Source organism: Corallococcus caeni (genome assembly GCF_036245865.1).
GTDB lineage: Bacteria > Myxococcota > Myxococcia > Myxococcales > Myxococcaceae > Corallococcus > Corallococcus caeni.
On the sequence record NZ_BTTW01000003.1, the window covers coordinates 963,528 to 980,805 of the forward strand.

Here is a 17,278-nt window from a genome sequence, read left to right on the forward strand (position 1 = left end):
TTCCACGTCCCCCCGTCTCAGCCGTTGACAGCATGTTCACCGGCTTTGTATGCCGCGCCCGACCATGAGCATCGACTTCACCTGCCAGAAGTGCGAGGCCAGCTTCGAGTTGGAAGCCCAGGACCTCATCGAGGGGACGGAGAAGATTGTCTGCCCCCACTGCGACGCGAAGGCGCCCGCCAACCTCACGGAGGACTTCGTCGCCGCGCTCACGGAGATGCGCGCGCAGATCGCCACCCTGAGCAAGAAGTTCGCGGTGACGATGACGCTCGAGGCCGAGGAGCTCGAGGACGAGCTCGACGACGAGGACGAAGACGAGGAAGAGGACGACGAGGACGACGTCGACGAGGACGAAGACGACGAGGAGTCCGAGGACGACGAGGACTACGACGACGAAGAGTCCGAGGAAGAGGACCGCTAGCCGTCTCGTGCCCCCTCTTCCCGCCTGCCCGCCCGCCCTCCAACCGGGTGGGCCAGGGCCCGGGGGCCGCTCGCGACAGGGGGAGGGCGGTGCCCTCCCGGTGAAGGGACAGGTGCGTAGCTTAGGGATGTGAAAACGTCCAACCGCGCCAATTTCTTCGTCGCTCCGTTCACGGCCGTGGTGCTGGCGCTGGGGGGAGCGTTGTTCCTTCCCGCGTTCGGGATCCCCGGTGCCATCGCCGCCTCCGGGACGGCCGAAGGGAAGAAGGAGAAGCCCTGCATCACCGAGAAGGGCAGCGACCCCAAGGCCTGCTCGGAGCTGGTGGAGCTGGAAGTGAAGGACGTGGTGCCCTTGATGGAGGCGCAGACGCACGCCGTCGTGCTGACCACCAAGGACGGGGAGACGGTGCTCCCCCTCTTCGTGGACGAGGGCGCGGCGGTCTCCATCGCCTTCCGCCTCGCGGAACGTCCGCCCCCGCAGCCGCTGTCGCAGGACCTGCTGGACGACGTGGTGTCCAAGCTGGGCGGCAAGGTGACGGAGGTCCGCATCGACGACCTGCGCGACAACGTCTACTCCGGCCGCGTCTTCCTACAGCAGGGCAAGAAGGAGCTGGCGCTGGACGCGCGGCCTTCGGACTCCATCGCCATGGCCATGCACAGCCAGGCGCGCATCCGCGTGACGCGCAAGGTGCTGGCGCTGGCGGGCATCACCCGCGCGGAGATTGAAGCCCTCCAGAAGCAGCAGGACCTGGGCGTGGGTGGCAGCGGCTCCGGCGGAGAGGACATGGGTCCCCTGCCCCCGCCGCCTCCCATGGGCCCCAGCGCCGGCCACCCGAAGCCGCCGTCGGAGGACATCGGCATGGACCACTCCACCCGCCAGCAGCCGCTGATGGAGCCCATGGGCAAGGGCCAGGAGATTGATCTCTAGCGCCCGGAGCCTCACGCCCCGGAAACGATGAAAGCCCGGCCCCCCCTCCCAGGGTAGCCGGGCTTTCTTCGTCTCAAGCGTCTGAGAGCCACGAATGGCGTGCGCCAGCTGGCGGTAACTTTCCGCCGGGCGCGTGAGGCGAAGAGTTAGTCCTTCGGGCGCAAGCCTGTCAAGCCGCCCACCCCGTGGGGCTAGGATGGGCGGTCCTATGCGCAAGGCGAAGATCATCTGCACGCTGGGCCCGGCGTCGGACTCGAAGGAAGTCATCGAGGGGCTGGTGAGGGCGGGCATGAACGTGGCCCGGCTCAACTTCTCCCACGGTACGCACGACGAGCACCGCCAGCGCGTCCAGCGCATCCGCGCGGTGTCGAAGAAGCTGGGCGTGCCGGTGGCCATCCTCCAGGACGTGCAGGGCCCCAAGGTGCGCCTGGGGCGCTTCGAGGGCGGTCAGCTGATGGTGAAGACGGGCGACACCGTGACGGTGACGACGCGCGCGGTGCTGGGCCAGGGGAACGTCATCCCCACGCCGGTGCGCTCGCTGCCCCGGGACGTGGAGAAGGGGCACGAGGTGCTCCTGGACGACGGCCGGGTGCGCCTGCGCGTGCTGAAGGTGAGCGGCCAGGACGTGTCCTGCCGCGTGGAGGTGGGCGGGCTCCTCAAGGACCACAAGGGGCTGAACCTGCCCGGCACGGCCATGTCCGTGCCCACGCTGACGGAGAAGGACAAGGTGGACCTGGCCTTCGGCCAGGAGGTGGGCGTGGACTACGTGGCGCTGTCCTTCGTGCGCACCGCCCAGGACGTGCGCCAGGCGCGGGCGCTGGTGGGCAAGCGCAAGACGCCGCTCATCTCCAAGATTGAAAAGCCCCAGGCGGTGGAGAACCTGGAGGCCATCGCCGCGGAGTCGGACGGGGTGATGGTGGCCCGCGGCGACCTGGGCGTGGAGATGCCGCTGGAGCAGCTGCCCGCCATCCAGAAGCGCGTCGTGCGGGAGGTCAACCGCATGGGCGGCATCGTCATCGTCGCCACGGAGATGCTGGAGAGCATGGTGCTCAACGCCCGGCCCACACGCGCGGAGGTGTCGGACGTGGCCAACGCCATCCTGGACGGCGCGGACGCGGTGATGCTCTCCGGTGAGACGGCCGCGGGCCGCTACCCGGTGGACGCGGTGGCCACCATGGCGCGCATCGTGGAGGAGACGGAGCGCACCAGCCTCATCCCCCTGCTCTACTCCCCCTTCGAGCGCTCGGAGGACCTGGGCACCGGCGTCGCCGCGGCGGCGGTGGCCGCGTCCCGGCAGCTGAACATCGGGACCATCATCGCGTACACGGAGAGCGGCCACTCCGCGCGCCTCATCTCCGAGTTCCGCCCCGGCGCGCGCATCCTCGGGCTGACGCCCAACGCGGACACGGTGAACCGGATGGCGCTGCACTGGGGCGTGACGGGCCACCTGGTGAAGCGCGTCAGCACCACGGAGGCCATGCTCAAGCAGGTGCGCCGGCTCTGCCAGGAGCTGCGCTTCTGCGAACCGGGCTCGCCCTTCATCCTGGTGGCCGGCGTGCCGCTCAACGTGCCGGGCAACACCAACATGATGAGCATCCACCGCGCTTGAACCGCTCGCGGTGGAGGCCTGGAGCCGGAGGCCCTAGAGGACCTTCTGCTCGAAGTCGTAGAGCTTCTCCACGGAGAGCTGGCGGTAGCGCTCCACGTTGAGGGCCCGGCGGGCGCACTCCCACACCAGGTCCTTGGCGGGGCGCTCCGGCTCCTTCTTCTTGCGGCGCTTCACCTCCGCCTTGATGGCCTTGAGCGCCATGGCCGGGTGGTAGCAGAAGGCGGAGGAGAACAGCAGGTGGCCGCCGAAGGGGACGAGGCGCGCCTCCAGCACGTCGCCCGTCTCCAGGCCCGCGATGTGACGGCGCTCCGTCACGTCGAAGTCCTTGCCGGAGAAGAGCTCTCGCAGGCGCACCATGCCCTTGGCCAGCTTGCGCACCTCGAAGAGGCCGTGGACCGTCTCCGTGAAGCTGCGGAAGGCGTTGGCCTCCTCCGGGGCGGCGGACTTCTGGCGCTCCTCGTACAGCTCCGCGGCCGGCGTCTTGCCCGTGAGCGGCGAGACGCGGTCGTAGAGGTAGTAGTCCAGGAACGACGCCATCCGCAGCTCGAAGAGCTTGTCGTCCTCGAAGACTTCGCCGGTGAGGCGGAAGTACTCCGCCTTCGCCTCCAGGAGGTCCGGCTTGCGCGCCTCCTGGCTGCCGAAGGCGATGAGCTGGTCCAGGTACGGCTGGTACGACAACGGGGTCAGCGCGGTGTCCATGGCCGTTGCGAGCTTTCTTCCTACGAACCCGCCATCAGCGTCGCGAAGCGGCTGAACAGGTAGCGCGCGTCGTGAGGGCCGGGCGAAGCCTCGGGGTGGTACTGCACGCTGAAGGCCCGCGCGTCCGGTACGGCCAGGCCCTCCACCGTGCCGTCGTTCAGGTTGATGTGCGTGACGACGGCCTTGCCCTTGAGGCTGGCGTCGTCCACCGCGAAGCCGTGGTTCTGCGCGGTGATCTCCACCTTGCCCGTGGTGAGGTCCTTCACGGGCTGGTTGCCGCCGCGGTGGCCGAACTTCATCTTGTACGTCCGGCCGCCCAGCGCCAGGGCCATGATCTGATGCCCCAGGCAGATGCCGAACACCGGCACCTTGCCCAAGAGCGCCGCCACCGTGCGGTCCGCGCCCTTCACCGCGGCCGGGTCGCCCGGGCCGTTGGCCAGGAAGACGCCGTGCGGCTTCTTCGCCAGCACCTGCTCCGCCGTGAAGTGCGACGGCACCACCGTCACGCGGCAGCCCACGTCCACCAGGTACTGGAGCATGGAGCGCTTGAGGCCGTAGTCGTACGCCACCACGTCGTACTTGAGCTCCGGCTCCGGCTGCTTGTCGCCCGTGGCCAGGAACACGTCCGGCGTGGGCGTGGTGAAGAGGTAGGGCTCCTTGCAGGATACGCCCGTGGCCAGGTCCAGCCCCTCCATGCTCACGGCGGCGCGCGCGCGCTCGGACAGCGCGGCGGCGGACACGTTCTCCGTGGAGATGATGCCCGTCTGGGCGCCGTGCGTGCGCAGGTGGCGCACCAGCCGGCGGGTGTCCACGCCTTCAATGCCCACGCGCCCGTGGCGCGCGAGGTACGCGTCCAGCGTCTCCTGCGAGCGCCAGTTGGAGGGCGTCTTCGTCAGCGAGCGGACCACCATGCCCACCGCGTGCGGAAGTCCCGCCTCCTCGTCGCCCGCGTTCGCCCCGATGTTGCCCATCTCCGGGTACGTCATGGTGACGATCTGCCCCACGTACGAGGGATCCGTGAGGATCTCCTGGTAGCCGTACATGGACGTGTTGAAGACCACCTCACCCACCGTCTCGCCGGAAGCGCCAAAGGCGCGTCCTTCGAAGGTGGTGCCATCCGCCAGTGCGAGCACCGCCCGCTTCGTCATCACCGCGACTCCTTGAGCTGACCGTCCTCGAACACACACCGGCCGCCCACCCACGTCTGCGTCACGCGACCCTTCAGCGTGCGCCCGTGGAAGGGCGTGTTGCGACTGCGGGAATAGAACCGGTGGGCATCCACCGTCCACTCCTCCAAAGGCGACACGAGCGTGATGTCCGCCGGGGCACCAGGCGCCAGGTGACCGCCCGGCAGGCTGAATACCCTCGCGGGCCCGTCCGACAGCAGCTCCACCGCCCGGCGCGGGGTGAGCACGCCCTCGTGCACCAGCGCCAGGGTAAGCCCCAGGGCCGTCTCCAGCCCGACGATGCCGTTGATGCCCTTCTCGAACTCCACCAGCTTGTCGGACACGCCGTGCGGCGCGTGGTCCGTGGCGATGGCGTCCACCGTGCCGTCCACCAGCGCCTCGCGCAGCGCCTTCACGTCCACGTCGCTGCGCAGGGGCGGCGCCATCTTCGCGTGGGTGTCGTAGTCCCCCACCGCCCGGTCATCCAGGGTGAAGTGGTGCGGCGCCACCTCGCAGGTGACGCGCAGGCCGCGCTTCTTGGCCTCGCGGATGAGCCGCACGCTGCCCTCGCAGGACACGTGCGCCACGTGCAGGCGCCCCTTCGTCTCCTCCAGGAGCACCAGGTCGCGCGCCACCATGGCCACCTCCGCGGAGGACGGAATCCCGCGCAGCCCCAGCCGCGTGGACGTGGCGCCCTCGTGCATGGCGCCGCCGGCGGACAGCGTGAGGTCCTCCTCGTGGACCATCACCGGCACGTCGAACTGCGTGGCGTACTGGAGCACCCGGCGCATCAGGCCCGCGTTCATCACCGGGCGGCCGTCGTCCGTGAGGGCCACGCAGCCGGCGGCGATGAGCTCGCCCGCCTCCGACAGCTCCTCGCCCTTGAGCCCCTTGCTGATGGCGCCCGCCGGGTACACATGGCACAGGTCCGCGTCCCGCGCGCGCGACAGCACCAGCTCCGTGACGAGCGCGCTGTCGTTCACCACCTTGGTGTTGGGCATGGCCACGACGCCGGTGAAGCCGCCCGCCACCGCCGAGCGGCAGCCGGTGAGGACCGTCTCCTTGCCCTCTTCTCCCGGCTCGCGCAGGTGCACGTGGAGGTCGATGAAGCCCGGCACCAGCCACCTGCCCGTGGCGTCCACCACGCGCGCGTCCTGGGGCGCGGGCAGCGCGGCTTCCGACACCTGCGCCACCCGGCCGTCCGTCACCAGCACGTCGCGCACGCCGTCCACGCCATTGCGCGGGTCGATGACGCGCGCCCGCTGGAAGAGCACTGAGGTCATGATGCGCACGCCTCCAGGATGGCCCGGCGCACCGCGACGCCGTTGGCCACCTGTTCCAGGATGACGCTGCGGGGCCCGTCCGCCACCACCGGCGACAGCTCCACGCCGCGGTTGATGGGGCCCGGGTGCAGCACGGGCGCGTCCGGCTTCATCCGCTCCGCGCGGGCGGGCGTCAGGCCGAACAGCCGCGAGTACTCCCGCTGGGACGGCAGGAAGGCTTCCGCCATGCGCTCCGTCTGCAGCCTCAGACACATCACCGCGTCCGCCTGGGGCAGCACGGCGTCCAGCTGGTGCGTCACCTCTCCGCCCATCTCCTCCAGCCCTGGCGGCAGGAGGGTGGGCGGCCCGCAGAGCACGACCCGGGCCCCCAGGGCCTTCAGGCACACGAGGTTGGAGCGCGCCACGCGGCTGTGCAGCACGTCACCGACGATCAGCACCGTGCGCCCGTCCAGCCGGCCCCAGCGCTGCCGCAGCGTGAAGGCGTCCAGCAGGGCCTGGGACGGGTGCTCGTGCGCGCCGTCGCCCGCGTTGACCACCGCGCACTTCACGTGCCGGGCCACCAGGTGCGGCGCGCCGGAGGAGCGGTGGCGGATGACGATGACCGCCGGCCCCATGGCCTCGATGTTGCGCGCGGTGTCCAGGAGCGTCTCCCCCTTGGACACGGAGGAGCCCGCGTGGCTCCAGTTGAGGACGTCCGCACCCAGCTTCCGCGCGGCCACCTCGAAGGAGGAGCGCGTCCGGGTGGAGTCCTCGAAGAAGAGGTTCGCCACGACGCGGCCGCGCAGCACGTGCGAGGCATCCGGTCCGCCGGGCAGGTGCGCCTGGGCGCGGTCGAGCAGGGCTTCCAGCTCATCCCGCCGCCAGCCTGCGATTCCGAGAAGATGTCTCATGGGCCGGGGCCGCCGCGTACCGCGCGCCGCACGTTGCGTCAAGCACGGCGCGTGGTGGCGGCCCGGCCAGCGTCCGTCAGCGTACCGGTTCAAAGAAGCGGTCGACCCGGAGGCCGGTGCCGCCAAACAGGTTGCCCAGCAGGCCGCCCCACCCGAGCGACAGCCAGACGACCATGGCCTTGCCCTTGATGTGGCCGTACGGCACGTAGGCGACCTCCGCGCCGCCCGGGCCGCCCAGGTTGTAGCGGCTGTCCGCGCTGTTGTCCCGGTTGTCGCCCATCACGAAGACGCTGTCCGCGGGCACCGTGTAGGGGCCCTCGTGCTCGCGGCCCGGCAGGCGCATGGGGTGCTGGAGCGTCGAGTGCACCACGCCGCCCAGGTCCTCGCGGTAGAGGACCTCTTCCTGGTCGAACCAGCGGCCCGTGGTGTCGTCCTGGTTGTGCACCACGTAGTCCGGCGTCACCAGCGTGCGCGGCTGCGGCTCGCCGTTGATGCGCACCACGCCGTCGACGATCTCCACCGTGTCGCCGGGGATGCCGATGACGCGCTTGATGAAGTCCTTGGACTCGTCCACGGGGTTGTTGAAGACGATGACGTCCCCGCGCTGCGGCGCCCGCACGATGCGGAACGGCACCACGTTCATGAACGGGATGCGCACCCCGTAGATGAACTTGTTCACGAAGACCTGGTCGCCAATCTGCAGCGTGGGCAGCATGGAGCCGGACGGGATGCGGTACGGCTCCACCAGCACCGTGCGGATGACCAGGGCGATCAGCAGCGCCTTGCCGAAGCCGCCCACGAAGTCCCACACGGACTGCTTGCGGTACGCGCCCAGGTGCTCCTGGGTCAGCGTCTCCAGCGCCTTCGTCTCCGTGCGCAGCTGCTCCACGTTGCCCGCCACGGAGGCGGACTCCACGCGCAGGGCCTGCTCGGTGATGCGGTCCGCCGCGGCCGGGGACACCTTCGTCCCCACGCGCGACAGGATGCGCTCGTCCTCGGCGATGAGCTCGCGCGCCTCGTGGCGCAGCGTGCGCAGCTGCGACTCCTTCTTGGAGGCGTTGCGCCACACCAGCAGGCCCACGAAGGCCAGCACCATCAGCAGGCCGAAGCCCTTCATCAGGGGCTGGGCCCAGGACGCGGTGCCGGGCGCCGACTCGATGAGGATGAGGTACGGGATGAAGGCCAGGCCCACGCCGCACAGCGGGGCCCAGAGGCTGGTGAACAGCTCGCGCCACATCAGCTGGCGGCGGGCCTTGAGCTGCTCCGGGGTGCGGCGCGCGGCCATGGCCGCTCCCAGCTTCGCGGAAGGACTGGCCGTGCTCATAGGGCTTACTGCTCCGTCTTGAGGACCGCGAGGAAGGCTTCCTGCGGAATCTCCACCGTGCCCACCTGCTTCATGCGCTTCTTGCCCTCCTTCTGCTTCTCCAGGAGCTTGCGCTTGCGGCTGATGTCGCCGCCGTAGCACTTGGCAAGGACGTTCTTGCGCATGGCGGAGATCGTCTCGCGGGAGATGATCTTCGCGCCGATGGCGGCCTGGATGGCCACCTCGTACATCTGCTTGGGAATCACTTCCTTGAGCTTCTCGCAGACCTCGCGGCCGCGCAGGTACGCGCGCTCGCGGTGCACGATGACGGACAGCGCGTCCACCGGCTCCCCGTTGATGAGGATGTCCAGCTTGGCCAGGTCCGCTTCCGCGTAGGCGGACAGCTCGTAGTCCAGGCTCGCGTAGCCACGCGACACGCTCTTGAGCCGGTCGAAGAAGTCGAACACGACCTCCGCCATGGGCATCTCGTACGTGACCTGCACGCGGGTGCCGCTGGAGCCCAGGTACTTCATGTCCTTCTGCACGCCACGCCGGTCCTGGCACAGCTTCAGGATGGCGCCCAGGTGCTCGTTGGGCACGTGGATGTGACAGGTGAGGATGGGCTCCTCGAACTTGGTGATGTTCTGGGTGGGCGGCAGCTTCGCCGGGTTGTCCACCAACAGCACCTCATCCTTGGTGGTGGTGATGCGGTAGACCACCGACGGCGCCGTGGTGATGAGGTTGAGGTTGTACTCGCGCTCCAGGCGCTCCTGGACGATCTCCATGTGGAGCAGGCCCAGGTAGCCGCAGCGGAAGCCGAACCCCAGCGCCGTGGACGACTCCGGCTCGTAGGTGAAGGCGGAGTCGTTCAGCGTCAGCTTCGCCAGCGCGTCGCGCAGGTTCTCGTAGTCGGACGAGTCCACCGGGAAGATGCCGGAGAACACCATCGGCTTGACTTCTTTGAAGCCCGGGAAGGGCTGCTCGGTGGGCCGCGCCTCCTCCGTCACGGTGTCGCCGACCTTCGCGTCCTGCAGCTCCTTCACGTTCGCGACGAGGACACCCACCTCGCCCGCCATGAGCTGCGTCACCGGGCGCGAGAACGGGCTGAACACGCCCAGCTCCTGCACCTCGAAGACCTTGTTGTTGCTGAACATCTTGATCTTCTGCTTGAGCTTCAGCGTGCCTTCCAGCACGCGCACCAGCGTCACCACGCCCCGGTAGTTGTCGTACCAGGAGTCGAAGATGAGGGCCTTGAGCGGCGCGGACGGCGAACCCGACGGCGGCGGCACGCGCTTGACCACCGACTCCAGGATGTCGTGGATGCCGATGCCCTCCTTCGCGGAGGCCGGCACCGCGACGGACGCGTCGATGCCGATGACGTCCTCAATCTCCCCGCGCGTGCGCTCCACGTCCGCGCTGGGCAGGTCGATCTTGTTGATGACCGGGATGATCTCCAGGTCGTGATCCAACGCCATGTAGACGTTGGCGAGCGTCTGCGCCTCCACGCCCTGGGTGGCGTCCACCACGAGCAGCGCCCCCTCGCACGCGGCGAGGCTGCGGCTGACTTCGTAGGCGAAGTCCACGTGCCCCGGTGTGTCGATGAGGTTGAGGACGTAGTTCTGGCCGTCCTTCGCGGTGTACGTCATCCGCACGGACTGGGCCTTGATGGTGATGCCCCGCTCTCGCTCGATGTCCATGTTGTCGAGGAACTGGGCCTGCGCCTCACGCTTGGTCAGCGTGCCTGTCTTCTCCAGGAGGCGGTCGGCCAGCGTCGACTTTCCATGGTCGATGTGGGCGATGATGCAGAAGTTGCGGATGTGCGCGTTTTCAGCCGGCATGTTCAGGGCGCTCGTCGGTCGCGAAGCGGGCGTAGGTAACACCGAACCGCCCGAAAATCCACGACCGGCGCACACCTGCCCGCCGGGCACTCCACCCGCCTGACGCCCCGCATTCCCCCTGGCCCGGATGCCAGGGGGAGGGGCCGTGAAGGGGCCTAGCCCCGGGCGCGGACGGGCCCGGCGGCCTGGTCACGGAAGAACTGCACCGTGCGGCGCAGGCCCTCCGCCAGCTGCACGGACGGCTCCCAGCCCAGCACCTTCTTCGCGTGGGACGCGTCGATGCAGGAGCGCAGCTGCTCGCCCGGCTTGCCCGGCGCGTGCGCGGCCTTCAGCGAGCTGCCGCCGGCCTCCGCGATGAGCTCGTAGAGCCGGTTGATGTCCGTCTCCACGCCGGTGCCGATGTTCGCGGCGCCCACGTAGTCGCTCTGGAAGGCCAGGTAGTTGGCGCGGGCCACGTCCGGACCGAAGACGAAGTCACGCGTCTGCTTGCCCTCGCCGAAGATGGTGCAGCCCTGCCCCGCGATGGTGCGCTGGCAGAAGATGGCCACCACGCCCGCCTCGCCGTGCGGGTTCTGACGGGGGCCGTACACGTTGGCGTACCGCAGGGCCACGTACGGCAGGCCGTACTGCGCGCGGTAGTAGCCCAGGTACAGCTCGCCCGCCGCCTTGGAGACGCCGTAGGGCGACACCGGCCGCGTGGGGTGGTCCTCGCGCGCGGGGAAGTAGTCCTGCTCGCCGTAGATGGCGCCGCCGGTGGAGCTGAAGATGACCTTCTTCACGCCGGACTGCCGCGCGGCCTCCAGCAGGTTCGTCATGCCGCGGATGTTCACGTCCGCGTCGAAGCCCGGGTCCTCCACGCTGCGGCGCACGTCCATCTGGGCGGCCAGGTGACAGAGCACCTGGGGCTTCTCGGTGCGAATGAGCTCCGCGGCCTCGGGGCTCCGGATGTCGTGCACGGCCAGCCGCACGCGCGGATCCAGGTTCTCCTTCTTGCCGCTCGACAGGTTGTCCAGCGCGATGACCTCGTGGCCATTGCGCAGGAACTCATCGCACACGTGCGAGCCAATGAAGCCCGCGCCGCCCGTTACCAGGACTTTCACGCCATTCTCCCCAGGCCCGGCCGCCAGGGGGCCGGGCCGTCTGCCTCGCGTTCACTCGCGCGCGGCCAACCTATGCTCCAGAGGGGCGACCGGCAACCTCTCGGAAGTAGGCGATGGTGTCCCGCAGACCATCTTCCAGCGCGACCTTGGGCTCCCACCCCAGCAGCGTGCGCGCGCGGGTGATGTCCGGCTGACGCTGCTTCGGATCATCCTTGGGGAGGGGGTGGTAGACGATCTGCCCACCTCCCCCCGCCGCCGCGCGCACGGCCTCCGCGAACTGCTTGATGGTCATCTCGCGCGGGTTGCCGATGTTCACCGGGCCCCGGACGTCCGACAGGATGAGCCGCACCAGGCCGTCCACCAGGTCCTTCACGTAGCAGAACGAGCGCGTCTGGCTGCCGTCGCCAAAGACGCTGAAGTCCTCGCCCCGGAGGATCTGCCCGACGAAGGCCGGCACCACGCGGCCGTCGTTGAGGCGCATGCGCGGGCCGTAGGTGTTGAAGATGCGCACGATGCGGACGTTCACGCCGCGGCTGCGCTCGTAGGCCGCGCTGATGGCCTCCGAGTAGCGCTTGGCCTCGTCGTACACGGAGCGCGGCCCGATGGGATTCACGTTGCCCCAGTAATCCTCCTTCTGGGGGTGCACGAGCGGGTCTCCGTACACTTCCGACGTGGAGGCCATGAGGAACACGGCCTTCTTCTTCTCCGCGAGCTTCAGCGCGTTCTCCGTGCCGATGGAGCCCACGCGCAGCGTTTCGATGGGGAGGTTCGCGTAGTCGATGGGCGACGCGGGCGAGGCCAGGTTGAGGACGAAGTCCACCGGCCCGTCCACCTCCAGCCCCTCCGTGATGTCCTGCTTCACGAACTGGAAGCCCGCGCGCGGCTTGAGCGTGCGCACGTTCGCTTCGTTCCCGGTGATGAGGTTGTCCACCGCGAGGACGGACTCCGCGCCGTCATCCAGCAGCCGCTCACACAGGTGCGAGCCCACGAATCCGGCCCCACCCAGCACCACCGCCCGCTTGCCACGCATGCTCGTCACGTCACGCCTCGTTCGTCAGGAGAGTTCGTCGAAGGTTGCCTGGCCCGGCAGCTGCGCCTTGTACTTCTCCAGCACCAGGTCGATGCCCTGCCGGATGTATTCGGCCACGGGCACCTTCGTCTTCTGGTTCAGCGCCTTGAGCAGTTCGTTCTGCTCCGGAGTGATGTAGATGGTGGTGCTGACTTTCTTTCGGGCCATGGCGATACGTGAAAATATATGGAATGACGTGGCCTGCGAAGCACGGAGTGGAAGCGGCGCGAACATGGCGCCCCACCTGCTTGGGAGGCACCTTGGCTTCTGGCAACCGTCTGATTTTCCTGGGCTTCCTCGCGGCAGCCACGCTCTCCGGTTGTGCCTCCCAGAAGCCGGCGGAGACCCCTGACGCAGCGCGCAAGCGGCCGGAGGCGGAGTCCATCCGGGGCAAGCAGGCGCCCGGGGAGACGGTCACGGAGCTGGACGCCAACGGCGATGGCCGCACGGACGTCTGGGAGTACCGGGTGAAGGACGTGCTCGTGCGCAAGGGGCTGGACCTGAACTGGGACGGCCGCGTGGACGTCACCCAGTACCTGGATCCGCAGGGCGCGAAGGTCCGCGAGGTGATGGACCTGGACTACGACGGCAAGGTGGACGCGACGTACCACTACGCCGAAGGCAAGCGCACGAAGGGCGAGCGCGACCTGGACGGCGATGGCCGCGCGGACTCGTGGCTCTACTACGAGAACGACACGCTCGTGCGGAAGGAGCGCGACGCGAACCACGACGGCCGGGTGGACTACTGGGAGTACTGGGAGAACGGCCAGGTGGATCGCATTGGCGAGGACCTGGACGGCGACGGCACCGTGGACCAGTGGACGCGCAACCCGAACCCGGCGGCGGCGAAGTCCAAGGAGTGATGCCGGGGGCCCGGGCCAGCGCGCACCGCGTGGGCGCGCTGGCGGGCGGTACCGCGAAGGCTACGGGGCGCTGGTGCCCGTGCGCCCGTAGGAGTCCTCCAGGCGCACCACGTCGTTCAGCTCGGGGGTGCTGACCTCGAGGATGTCGCAGTCGGTGATGGCGACCATGCGGTGCTTGGTCAGCGGCTTGATGTGGTAGCTCTCACCGGGGTTCATCTCCTTCTCGATGAGGCCCTGGCCCTCGTCGACGACGAAGAGGAGCTTGCCGCTCTGGACGTGGATGGTCTCGTCCTTGACGTTGTGGAACTGGAGGCTCAGCTTGTGGCCAGCCTTCACGTGCAGGAGCTTGCCCACGTAGCGCTCCGTGTGGGCCCAGATGAGCTCGTGACCCCAGGGCTTCTCCACCCGCTTCGTCGTCGTCATGTTGCTTCGTCTCTTCCTTGCCCAGCAGCGCTAGTTCGTGCCGGCCACGTACGCGTCGAGCTGGGTCTCGCGCTTGAAGTCCGTCAGGTACCGGCCAGCGGCTTCCTTGCTGGCGAAGCTGCCCATCCGGACGCGGTACCAGGTGCCCTTTCCGGGCACCTCCGCCGACAGGATATAGGGGGCATAGCCCTTATCACGCAACCGCGCGGCGAACCGGTCGGCGTCCTGGCGGCTCTGGAAGGCGGAGAGCTGGAGCGTGAACGCCCCACCCTTCACGGCCTCCGAGGGACGCGGCGGCTCCGCGGGCAGCGCCTGGGCCCGGGCGATGGCCTCCTTCATGCCCCCGTCGCGCGCGGCGGTGCGGGTGGCGACCGGCGTCTCCTCCACCTTTCCCTTCACCGGCTCCGGCTTCACGGCGGCGACCTTGGGGTCCTCAGCGGGCTTCGGCTCCGGCTTCACGGGCTCCGGCTTGGCGACGAGCTTGCCGTTGGCGATGGCGTCCTCCTCCGCGGCGTCCATCGCGGGCAGCTCGCCCGTGTCGGGGTCCGGCGTGGGGGCCGGGGCGGCGGGCTTCGCGGCGACCTTGGGGGCCTCAGCGGGCTTGGGCTCCGGCTTCACCTCGGGCTTCGCGGCGGCAACCTTGGGGGCCTCCGGCTTCGCGGCGACCTTGGGCAGCGGCGGCAGGGCCTCCGAGGCCGTCTTGCGGGTGAGCTCGTCCGGGAAGGTGAGCGGCGGCTCCTGGCGCGCGTCGTTGAGGACCTGCGCGTTGGCGTCCAGCGCGGAGAGCAGGTCCGGGGCGGCGGCCGTCTGCGCGTCGCCGGAGAGCTTCTTGCCCACCACCACGCCCAGCACGAACACGGCGCCCATCACGACGATGCCGGCGATCAACAGGCTGACGATCTGCCGGTTGTCCAACGAGACGTCGAACTTCTCCTTCATCCGGTGGGCGTCACGCATGGCGGGGCAAACCTCATTGCGCGCTCGGGCCGTGTAACGGCCTGTAGCGACAGCGTGCGCGCAAGCTACGCCCCACCCCCAGGCGGGTCAAATTCACGGAGGCCGCGTTGGAGCGACGCGCGCGAGGCCCAAAGTCAGGCCCCGGCGGCGCTGGCGACGGCTCCGGTGCAGGCGCACGACGCGCCGGGTGGGATCAGACGATCCACCCGCCGCCGAGCACGCGATCCCGGTCGTAGACCACCGCGGCCTGGCCCGGCGTGACGGCGCGCGCGGGCTCATCCAGCTTCACCGACACGAGCCCGTGCTGCGAGATGTGGATCCGTCCCGGGGCGCCCGCGTGGCGGTGGCGGATGCGGACCTCCACGGCCTGTTCCGGCGGGGGCGGCCCGTCCACCCAGTGCGGCTGGAGCAGCCCGAACTGCGCGCGGCCGGTGCCCTCCGCGGGGCCCACGACGACGCGGTTCGTCTCCGGCTCCAGGCGCTGCACGTAGCGCACCTCGCCGCCGCCCAGGTTGAGCCCCTTGCGCTGCCCCACGGTGAAGCGGTGGATGCCGTTGTGCGTGCCCAGCACCTTGCCGTCCGGATCCACGACCTCTCCGGAGGGCTGCGGCCCGGCGACCTTCTCCACGAACCCGGCGTAGTCGCCGTCGGGCACGAAGCAGATCTCCATGCTCTCCGGCTTGTGGGTGGTGGGCAGGTGGTGGCGCTCGGCGACGGCGCGCACCTCCGGCTTGGTGAGGTGGCCCACCGGGAAGAGGACGTCCTTGAGCTCCTCCTGGCCCAGCGTGAAGAGGAAGTAGCTCTGGTCCTTGGCGGCGTCCACGGCGCGGCGCAGGTGGAAGCGGCCGTCCACCTCCTCCACCTGGGCGTAGTGGCCGGTGGCGAGCCGGGCGCCCAGGGCGCGCGCGCGCTTGAGGAGGAAGTTGAACTTCACGTCGCGGTTGCAGCTCACGCACGGGATGGGCGTCTTGCCGCCCAGGTACGACTGGACGAACGGATTGACGACCCGGTCCTGGAAGATCTCCTCGGCGTTGGCCACGTAGAACGGGATGCCCAGCGTCTGGGCCACCGCGCGGGCGTCGTCGATGTCGTCCGGACTGCAGCAGCTGCCACACTTCGCGTTGCCCTCGTAGGACCAGACGCGCAGGGTGATGCCGATGACCTCGTGGCCCTGCTCCTTGAGCAGGGCGGCGGCGGCCGAGGAATCCACCCCACCGCTCATGGCAACGACGACTCGCATGGGGCCCCTTCCTACACGCCCCCGGGCCGGGACGCACGGCCCGAGGCGCTCCAGGCCCCCTCCCCTGCCCTCCGGCCGGAGAGGAGGCCCCCGTTTCAAGAACCGCGCGCCGCCCAGGCCGTGAGCCGGGCGCGGAGCTCGTCGGCGGTGTTCAGCGACGGCTCATCGAGCACCGTCTCCACCAGGTACCGGGTCGCCTCGCCCACCTTCGGCGAGGGGCCGATGCCCAGCGTCTTCATGATGTCGCCCCCAGTGAGCGCCAGCTCCTTCGCGGACAGGGGGGGCTTCGCGGCGGCCAGCGCCTCCAGCCGCGAGGCCAGCGCCTCCAGCGCCGGAAGCTGCTCCGGGGCCCGGACCTGGACGCGGGCCCGGGCCACCGCGATGAGCGCGGGCAGGTTCGCGATTCCTACGCGGGCGAGCAGCCGGCGCAGCGCGGGATCCGTGTCGCTCACGCGCGTCTCCAGCTTCGCGTGCTCGACGAGCAGGCCGATGAGGTCGGCGGACTTGTTGGGGAACTTCAGGCGCAGGCACAGGTCGCGGGCCTGCGTCGCGGTGTCGATGTCCGCGAGCAGCGTGGCCATGCGCAGGTCCGCGTCCAGCGGCGCGGCCTGCACGGCGGCGCGGGCGAGCCGGGCGGCCTCCGCGTCCACGCGGGCCACCTCCGGAAGAAAGACCTCCATCAACCCCGTGTCCGCGAGCAGGTGGAGCCCCGTCTCCGCGCGGGGGGACAGGAGCAGCTTGAGCAGCTCCTCGCGCACGCGCTCCAGCGCGACCTTGCGGAACACGGCCAGCGTCGCGGGGATGGCGTCGCGGGTGGCGGGGTCCAGGGTGAAGCCCAGCACGGCGGCGAAGCGCACGGCGCGCAGCGGGCGCAGGCCGTCCTCGGAGAAGCGCTCCTGCGCGGAGCCCACGCAGCGGATGAGCTTCGCGGGCAGGTCCACCTGGCCGCCGAACGGATCCACCAGCTCGCGGTCGAGCGGGTTGTACGCCATGGCGTTGATGGTGAAGTCGCGCCGCGACAGGTCCTTCACGATGTCGCGCTCGAAGGACACGGAGCTGGGGCGCCGTCCGTCCAGGTAGTCCCCTTCCGAACGGAACGTCGTCACCTCCACGTGGTTGCCGCCGGTGACGACCGTCACCGTGCCGTGCTGGATGCCGGTGGGGATGACCTTGCGGAAGGCGCGCTGGACCTCTTCCGGCAGCGCGCTGGTCGCGACGTCGAAGTCCTTCGGGTGGACCTTGCGGACCATGTCCCGCACGCAGCCGCCCACCAGATAGGTGGGGTGGCCCAGCTCGCGCAGGCGGGTGATGACTTCGAGCACGGGCTTCGGGATGTCGGCGTCGTGGAGGTTGGCGATCATGACCGCGGACGGGGTGGGAGGAGGCGGGCGCGTACGTTGCCGTCTTCCGGCGAGCCTGGCCACTGCGGAGGCCCCGTGAAGGTCGGCATACGACAAATGACGTATACGTGCGCAAATGAAAGTCTTCAG

Annotated in this window: 17 protein-coding genes; 4 read left to right on the forward strand and 13 right to left on the reverse strand. The window is 69.6% G+C overall.

What is annotated here, in order from left to right:
- Window positions 1–64: 64 nt before the first annotated feature.
- The 3 genes from AABA78_RS17985 to pyk all read left to right on the forward strand — a co-directional run bounded on the left by AABA78_RS17985 (window position 65) and on the right by pyk (window position 2,957).
- Window positions 65–421 carry a hypothetical protein gene (locus tag AABA78_RS17985; RefSeq protein WP_171420667.1) on the forward strand — a complete coding sequence of 119 codons (357 nt, stop codon included), beginning with the start codon at window positions 65–67 and terminating at the stop codon, window positions 419–421.
- A 129-nt stretch (window positions 422–550) separates the two neighbouring features.
- Complete coding sequence (locus tag AABA78_RS17990) at window positions 551–1,348, forward strand: bifunctional nuclease family protein (protein ID WP_338264248.1); 798 nt, start codon at window positions 551–553, stop codon at window positions 1,346–1,348.
- Between the two features lie 208 nt (window positions 1,349–1,556).
- Entirely contained in the window at window positions 1,557–2,957 is a 1,401-nt protein-coding gene (gene pyk / locus AABA78_RS17995) for a pyruvate kinase (protein ID WP_338264249.1), read from the forward strand.
- Between the two features lie 33 nt (window positions 2,958–2,990).
- Here pyk and AABA78_RS18000 read toward each other — a convergent pair whose 3' ends face one another.
- The 9 genes from AABA78_RS18000 to AABA78_RS18040 all read right to left on the reverse strand — a co-directional run bounded on the left by AABA78_RS18000 (window position 2,991) and on the right by AABA78_RS18040 (window position 12,473).
- The gene (locus AABA78_RS18000) at window positions 2,991–3,656 is read right to left on the reverse strand and encodes a DUF7986 domain-containing protein (RefSeq protein ID WP_171419844.1); all 666 of its coding nucleotides are present in this window, start codon (window positions 3,654–3,656) and stop codon (window positions 2,991–2,993) included.
- A gap of 20 nt (window positions 3,657–3,676) precedes the next feature.
- Window positions 3,677–4,804 (reverse strand): glutamine-hydrolyzing carbamoyl-phosphate synthase small subunit, encoded by a 1,128-nt coding sequence (carA, locus tag AABA78_RS18005; RefSeq protein WP_338264250.1) that lies wholly within the window; start codon window positions 4,802–4,804, stop codon window positions 3,677–3,679.
- On the reverse strand, window positions 4,804–6,105 hold the full coding sequence (locus AABA78_RS18010; protein ID WP_338264251.1) for a dihydroorotase: 1,302 nt from the start codon (window positions 6,103–6,105) through the stop codon (window positions 4,804–4,806). Before AABA78_RS18010 ends, carA begins: the two co-directional genes overlap by 1 nt.
- Window positions 6,102–6,995: an aspartate carbamoyltransferase catalytic subunit gene (locus tag AABA78_RS18015; protein WP_338264252.1), complete on the reverse strand. Its 894-nt coding sequence runs from the start codon at window positions 6,993–6,995 to the stop codon at window positions 6,102–6,104. The genes AABA78_RS18010 and AABA78_RS18015 overlap by 4 nt, the downstream gene beginning before the upstream one ends.
- A 76-nt stretch (window positions 6,996–7,071) precedes the next feature.
- A complete protein-coding gene (lepB, locus tag AABA78_RS18020) occupies window positions 7,072–8,319 on the reverse strand; it encodes a signal peptidase I (protein WP_338264253.1) in 1,248 nt (415 codons plus the stop codon).
- 5 nt (window positions 8,320–8,324) lie between these two features.
- Complete coding sequence (gene lepA, locus AABA78_RS18025; RefSeq protein ID WP_171419861.1) at window positions 8,325–10,136, reverse strand: translation elongation factor 4; 1,812 nt, start codon at window positions 10,134–10,136, stop codon at window positions 8,325–8,327.
- A gap of 155 nt (window positions 10,137–10,291) precedes the next feature.
- Window positions 10,292–11,236: an NAD-dependent epimerase/dehydratase family protein gene (locus AABA78_RS18030; RefSeq protein WP_338264254.1), complete on the reverse strand. Its 945-nt coding sequence runs from the start codon at window positions 11,234–11,236 to the stop codon at window positions 10,292–10,294.
- A 70-nt stretch (window positions 11,237–11,306) separates the two neighbouring features.
- The gene (locus AABA78_RS18035; protein ID WP_338264305.1) at window positions 11,307–12,266 is read right to left on the reverse strand and encodes a UDP-glucuronic acid decarboxylase family protein; all 960 of its coding nucleotides are present in this window, start codon (window positions 12,264–12,266) and stop codon (window positions 11,307–11,309) included.
- A gap of 24 nt (window positions 12,267–12,290) precedes the next feature.
- Window positions 12,291–12,473: a ribbon-helix-helix domain-containing protein gene (locus AABA78_RS18040; RefSeq protein WP_014397342.1), complete on the reverse strand. Its 183-nt coding sequence runs from the start codon at window positions 12,471–12,473 to the stop codon at window positions 12,291–12,293.
- Window positions 12,474–12,565: 92 nt separating this feature from the next.
- On the opposite strand from AABA78_RS18040, the gene AABA78_RS18045 reads away from it, so the two are divergent.
- Window positions 12,566–13,168: a hypothetical protein gene (locus AABA78_RS18045; RefSeq protein ID WP_338264255.1), complete on the forward strand. Its 603-nt coding sequence runs from the start codon at window positions 12,566–12,568 to the stop codon at window positions 13,166–13,168.
- A gap of 60 nt (window positions 13,169–13,228) precedes the next feature.
- On the opposite strand, the gene AABA78_RS18050 is transcribed toward AABA78_RS18045, so the two are convergent.
- From AABA78_RS18050 to AABA78_RS18065, 4 genes are all read right to left on the reverse strand, one after another.
- Complete coding sequence (locus AABA78_RS18050; RefSeq protein WP_014397344.1) at window positions 13,229–13,591, reverse strand: cupin domain-containing protein; 363 nt, start codon at window positions 13,589–13,591, stop codon at window positions 13,229–13,231.
- 30 nt (window positions 13,592–13,621) lie between these two features.
- Window positions 13,622–14,548, reverse strand: a complete 927-nt coding sequence (locus AABA78_RS18055; RefSeq protein WP_338264256.1) for an SPOR domain-containing protein — start codon at window positions 14,546–14,548, stop codon at window positions 13,622–13,624.
- Between the two features lie 193 nt (window positions 14,549–14,741).
- Entirely contained in the window at window positions 14,742–15,788 is a 1,047-nt protein-coding gene (mnmA, locus tag AABA78_RS18060) for a tRNA 2-thiouridine(34) synthase MnmA (RefSeq protein WP_338264257.1), read from the reverse strand.
- A 95-nt stretch (window positions 15,789–15,883) separates the two neighbouring features.
- On the reverse strand, window positions 15,884–17,149 hold the full coding sequence (locus AABA78_RS18065) for a CCA tRNA nucleotidyltransferase (protein WP_338264258.1): 1,266 nt from the start codon (window positions 17,147–17,149) through the stop codon (window positions 15,884–15,886).
- Window positions 17,150–17,278: the final 129 nt, after the last annotated feature.

Excerpts from the sequence above, each read along its gene's own strand:
- AABA78_RS18035 (WP_338264305.1), bottom strand. The coding sequence starts at position 12,266 with ATGCGTGGCAAGCGGGCGGTGGTGCTGGGTGGGGCCGGATTCGTGGGC.
- AABA78_RS18065 (WP_338264258.1), bottom strand. The coding sequence starts at position 17,149 with ATGATCGCCAACCTCCACGACGCCGACATCCCGAAGCCCGTGCTCGAA.
- AABA78_RS17985 (WP_171420667.1), top strand. The coding sequence starts at position 65 with ATGAGCATCGACTTCACCTGCCAGAAGTGCGAGGCCAGCTTCGAGTTG.
- pyk (WP_338264249.1), top strand. The coding sequence starts at position 1,557 with ATGCGCAAGGCGAAGATCATCTGCACGCTGGGCCCGGCGTCGGACTCG.
- AABA78_RS18000 (WP_171419844.1), bottom strand. The coding sequence starts at position 3,656 with ATGGACACCGCGCTGACCCCGTTGTCGTACCAGCCGTACCTGGACCAG.
- AABA78_RS18010 (WP_338264251.1), bottom strand. The coding sequence starts at position 6,105 with ATGACCTCAGTGCTCTTCCAGCGGGCGCGCGTCATCGACCCGCGCAAT.
- AABA78_RS18055 (WP_338264256.1), bottom strand. The coding sequence starts at position 14,548 with ATGCGTGACGCCCACCGGATGAAGGAGAAGTTCGACGTCTCGTTGGAC.
- lepA (WP_171419861.1), bottom strand. The coding sequence starts at position 10,136 with ATGCCGGCTGAAAACGCGCACATCCGCAACTTCTGCATCATCGCCCAC.
- AABA78_RS18050 (WP_014397344.1), bottom strand. The coding sequence starts at position 13,591 with ATGACGACGACGAAGCGGGTGGAGAAGCCCTGGGGTCACGAGCTCATC.
- carA (WP_338264250.1), bottom strand. The coding sequence starts at position 4,804 with ATGACGAAGCGGGCGGTGCTCGCACTGGCGGATGGCACCACCTTCGAA.
- lepB (WP_338264253.1), bottom strand. The coding sequence starts at position 8,319 with ATGAGCACGGCCAGTCCTTCCGCGAAGCTGGGAGCGGCCATGGCCGCG.
- AABA78_RS18040 (WP_014397342.1), bottom strand. The coding sequence starts at position 12,473 with ATGGCCCGAAAGAAAGTCAGCACCACCATCTACATCACTCCGGAGCAG.
- mnmA (WP_338264257.1), bottom strand. The coding sequence starts at position 15,788 with ATGCGAGTCGTCGTTGCCATGAGCGGTGGGGTGGATTCCTCGGCCGCC.
- AABA78_RS18015 (WP_338264252.1), bottom strand. The coding sequence starts at position 6,995 with ATGAGACATCTTCTCGGAATCGCAGGCTGGCGGCGGGATGAGCTGGAA.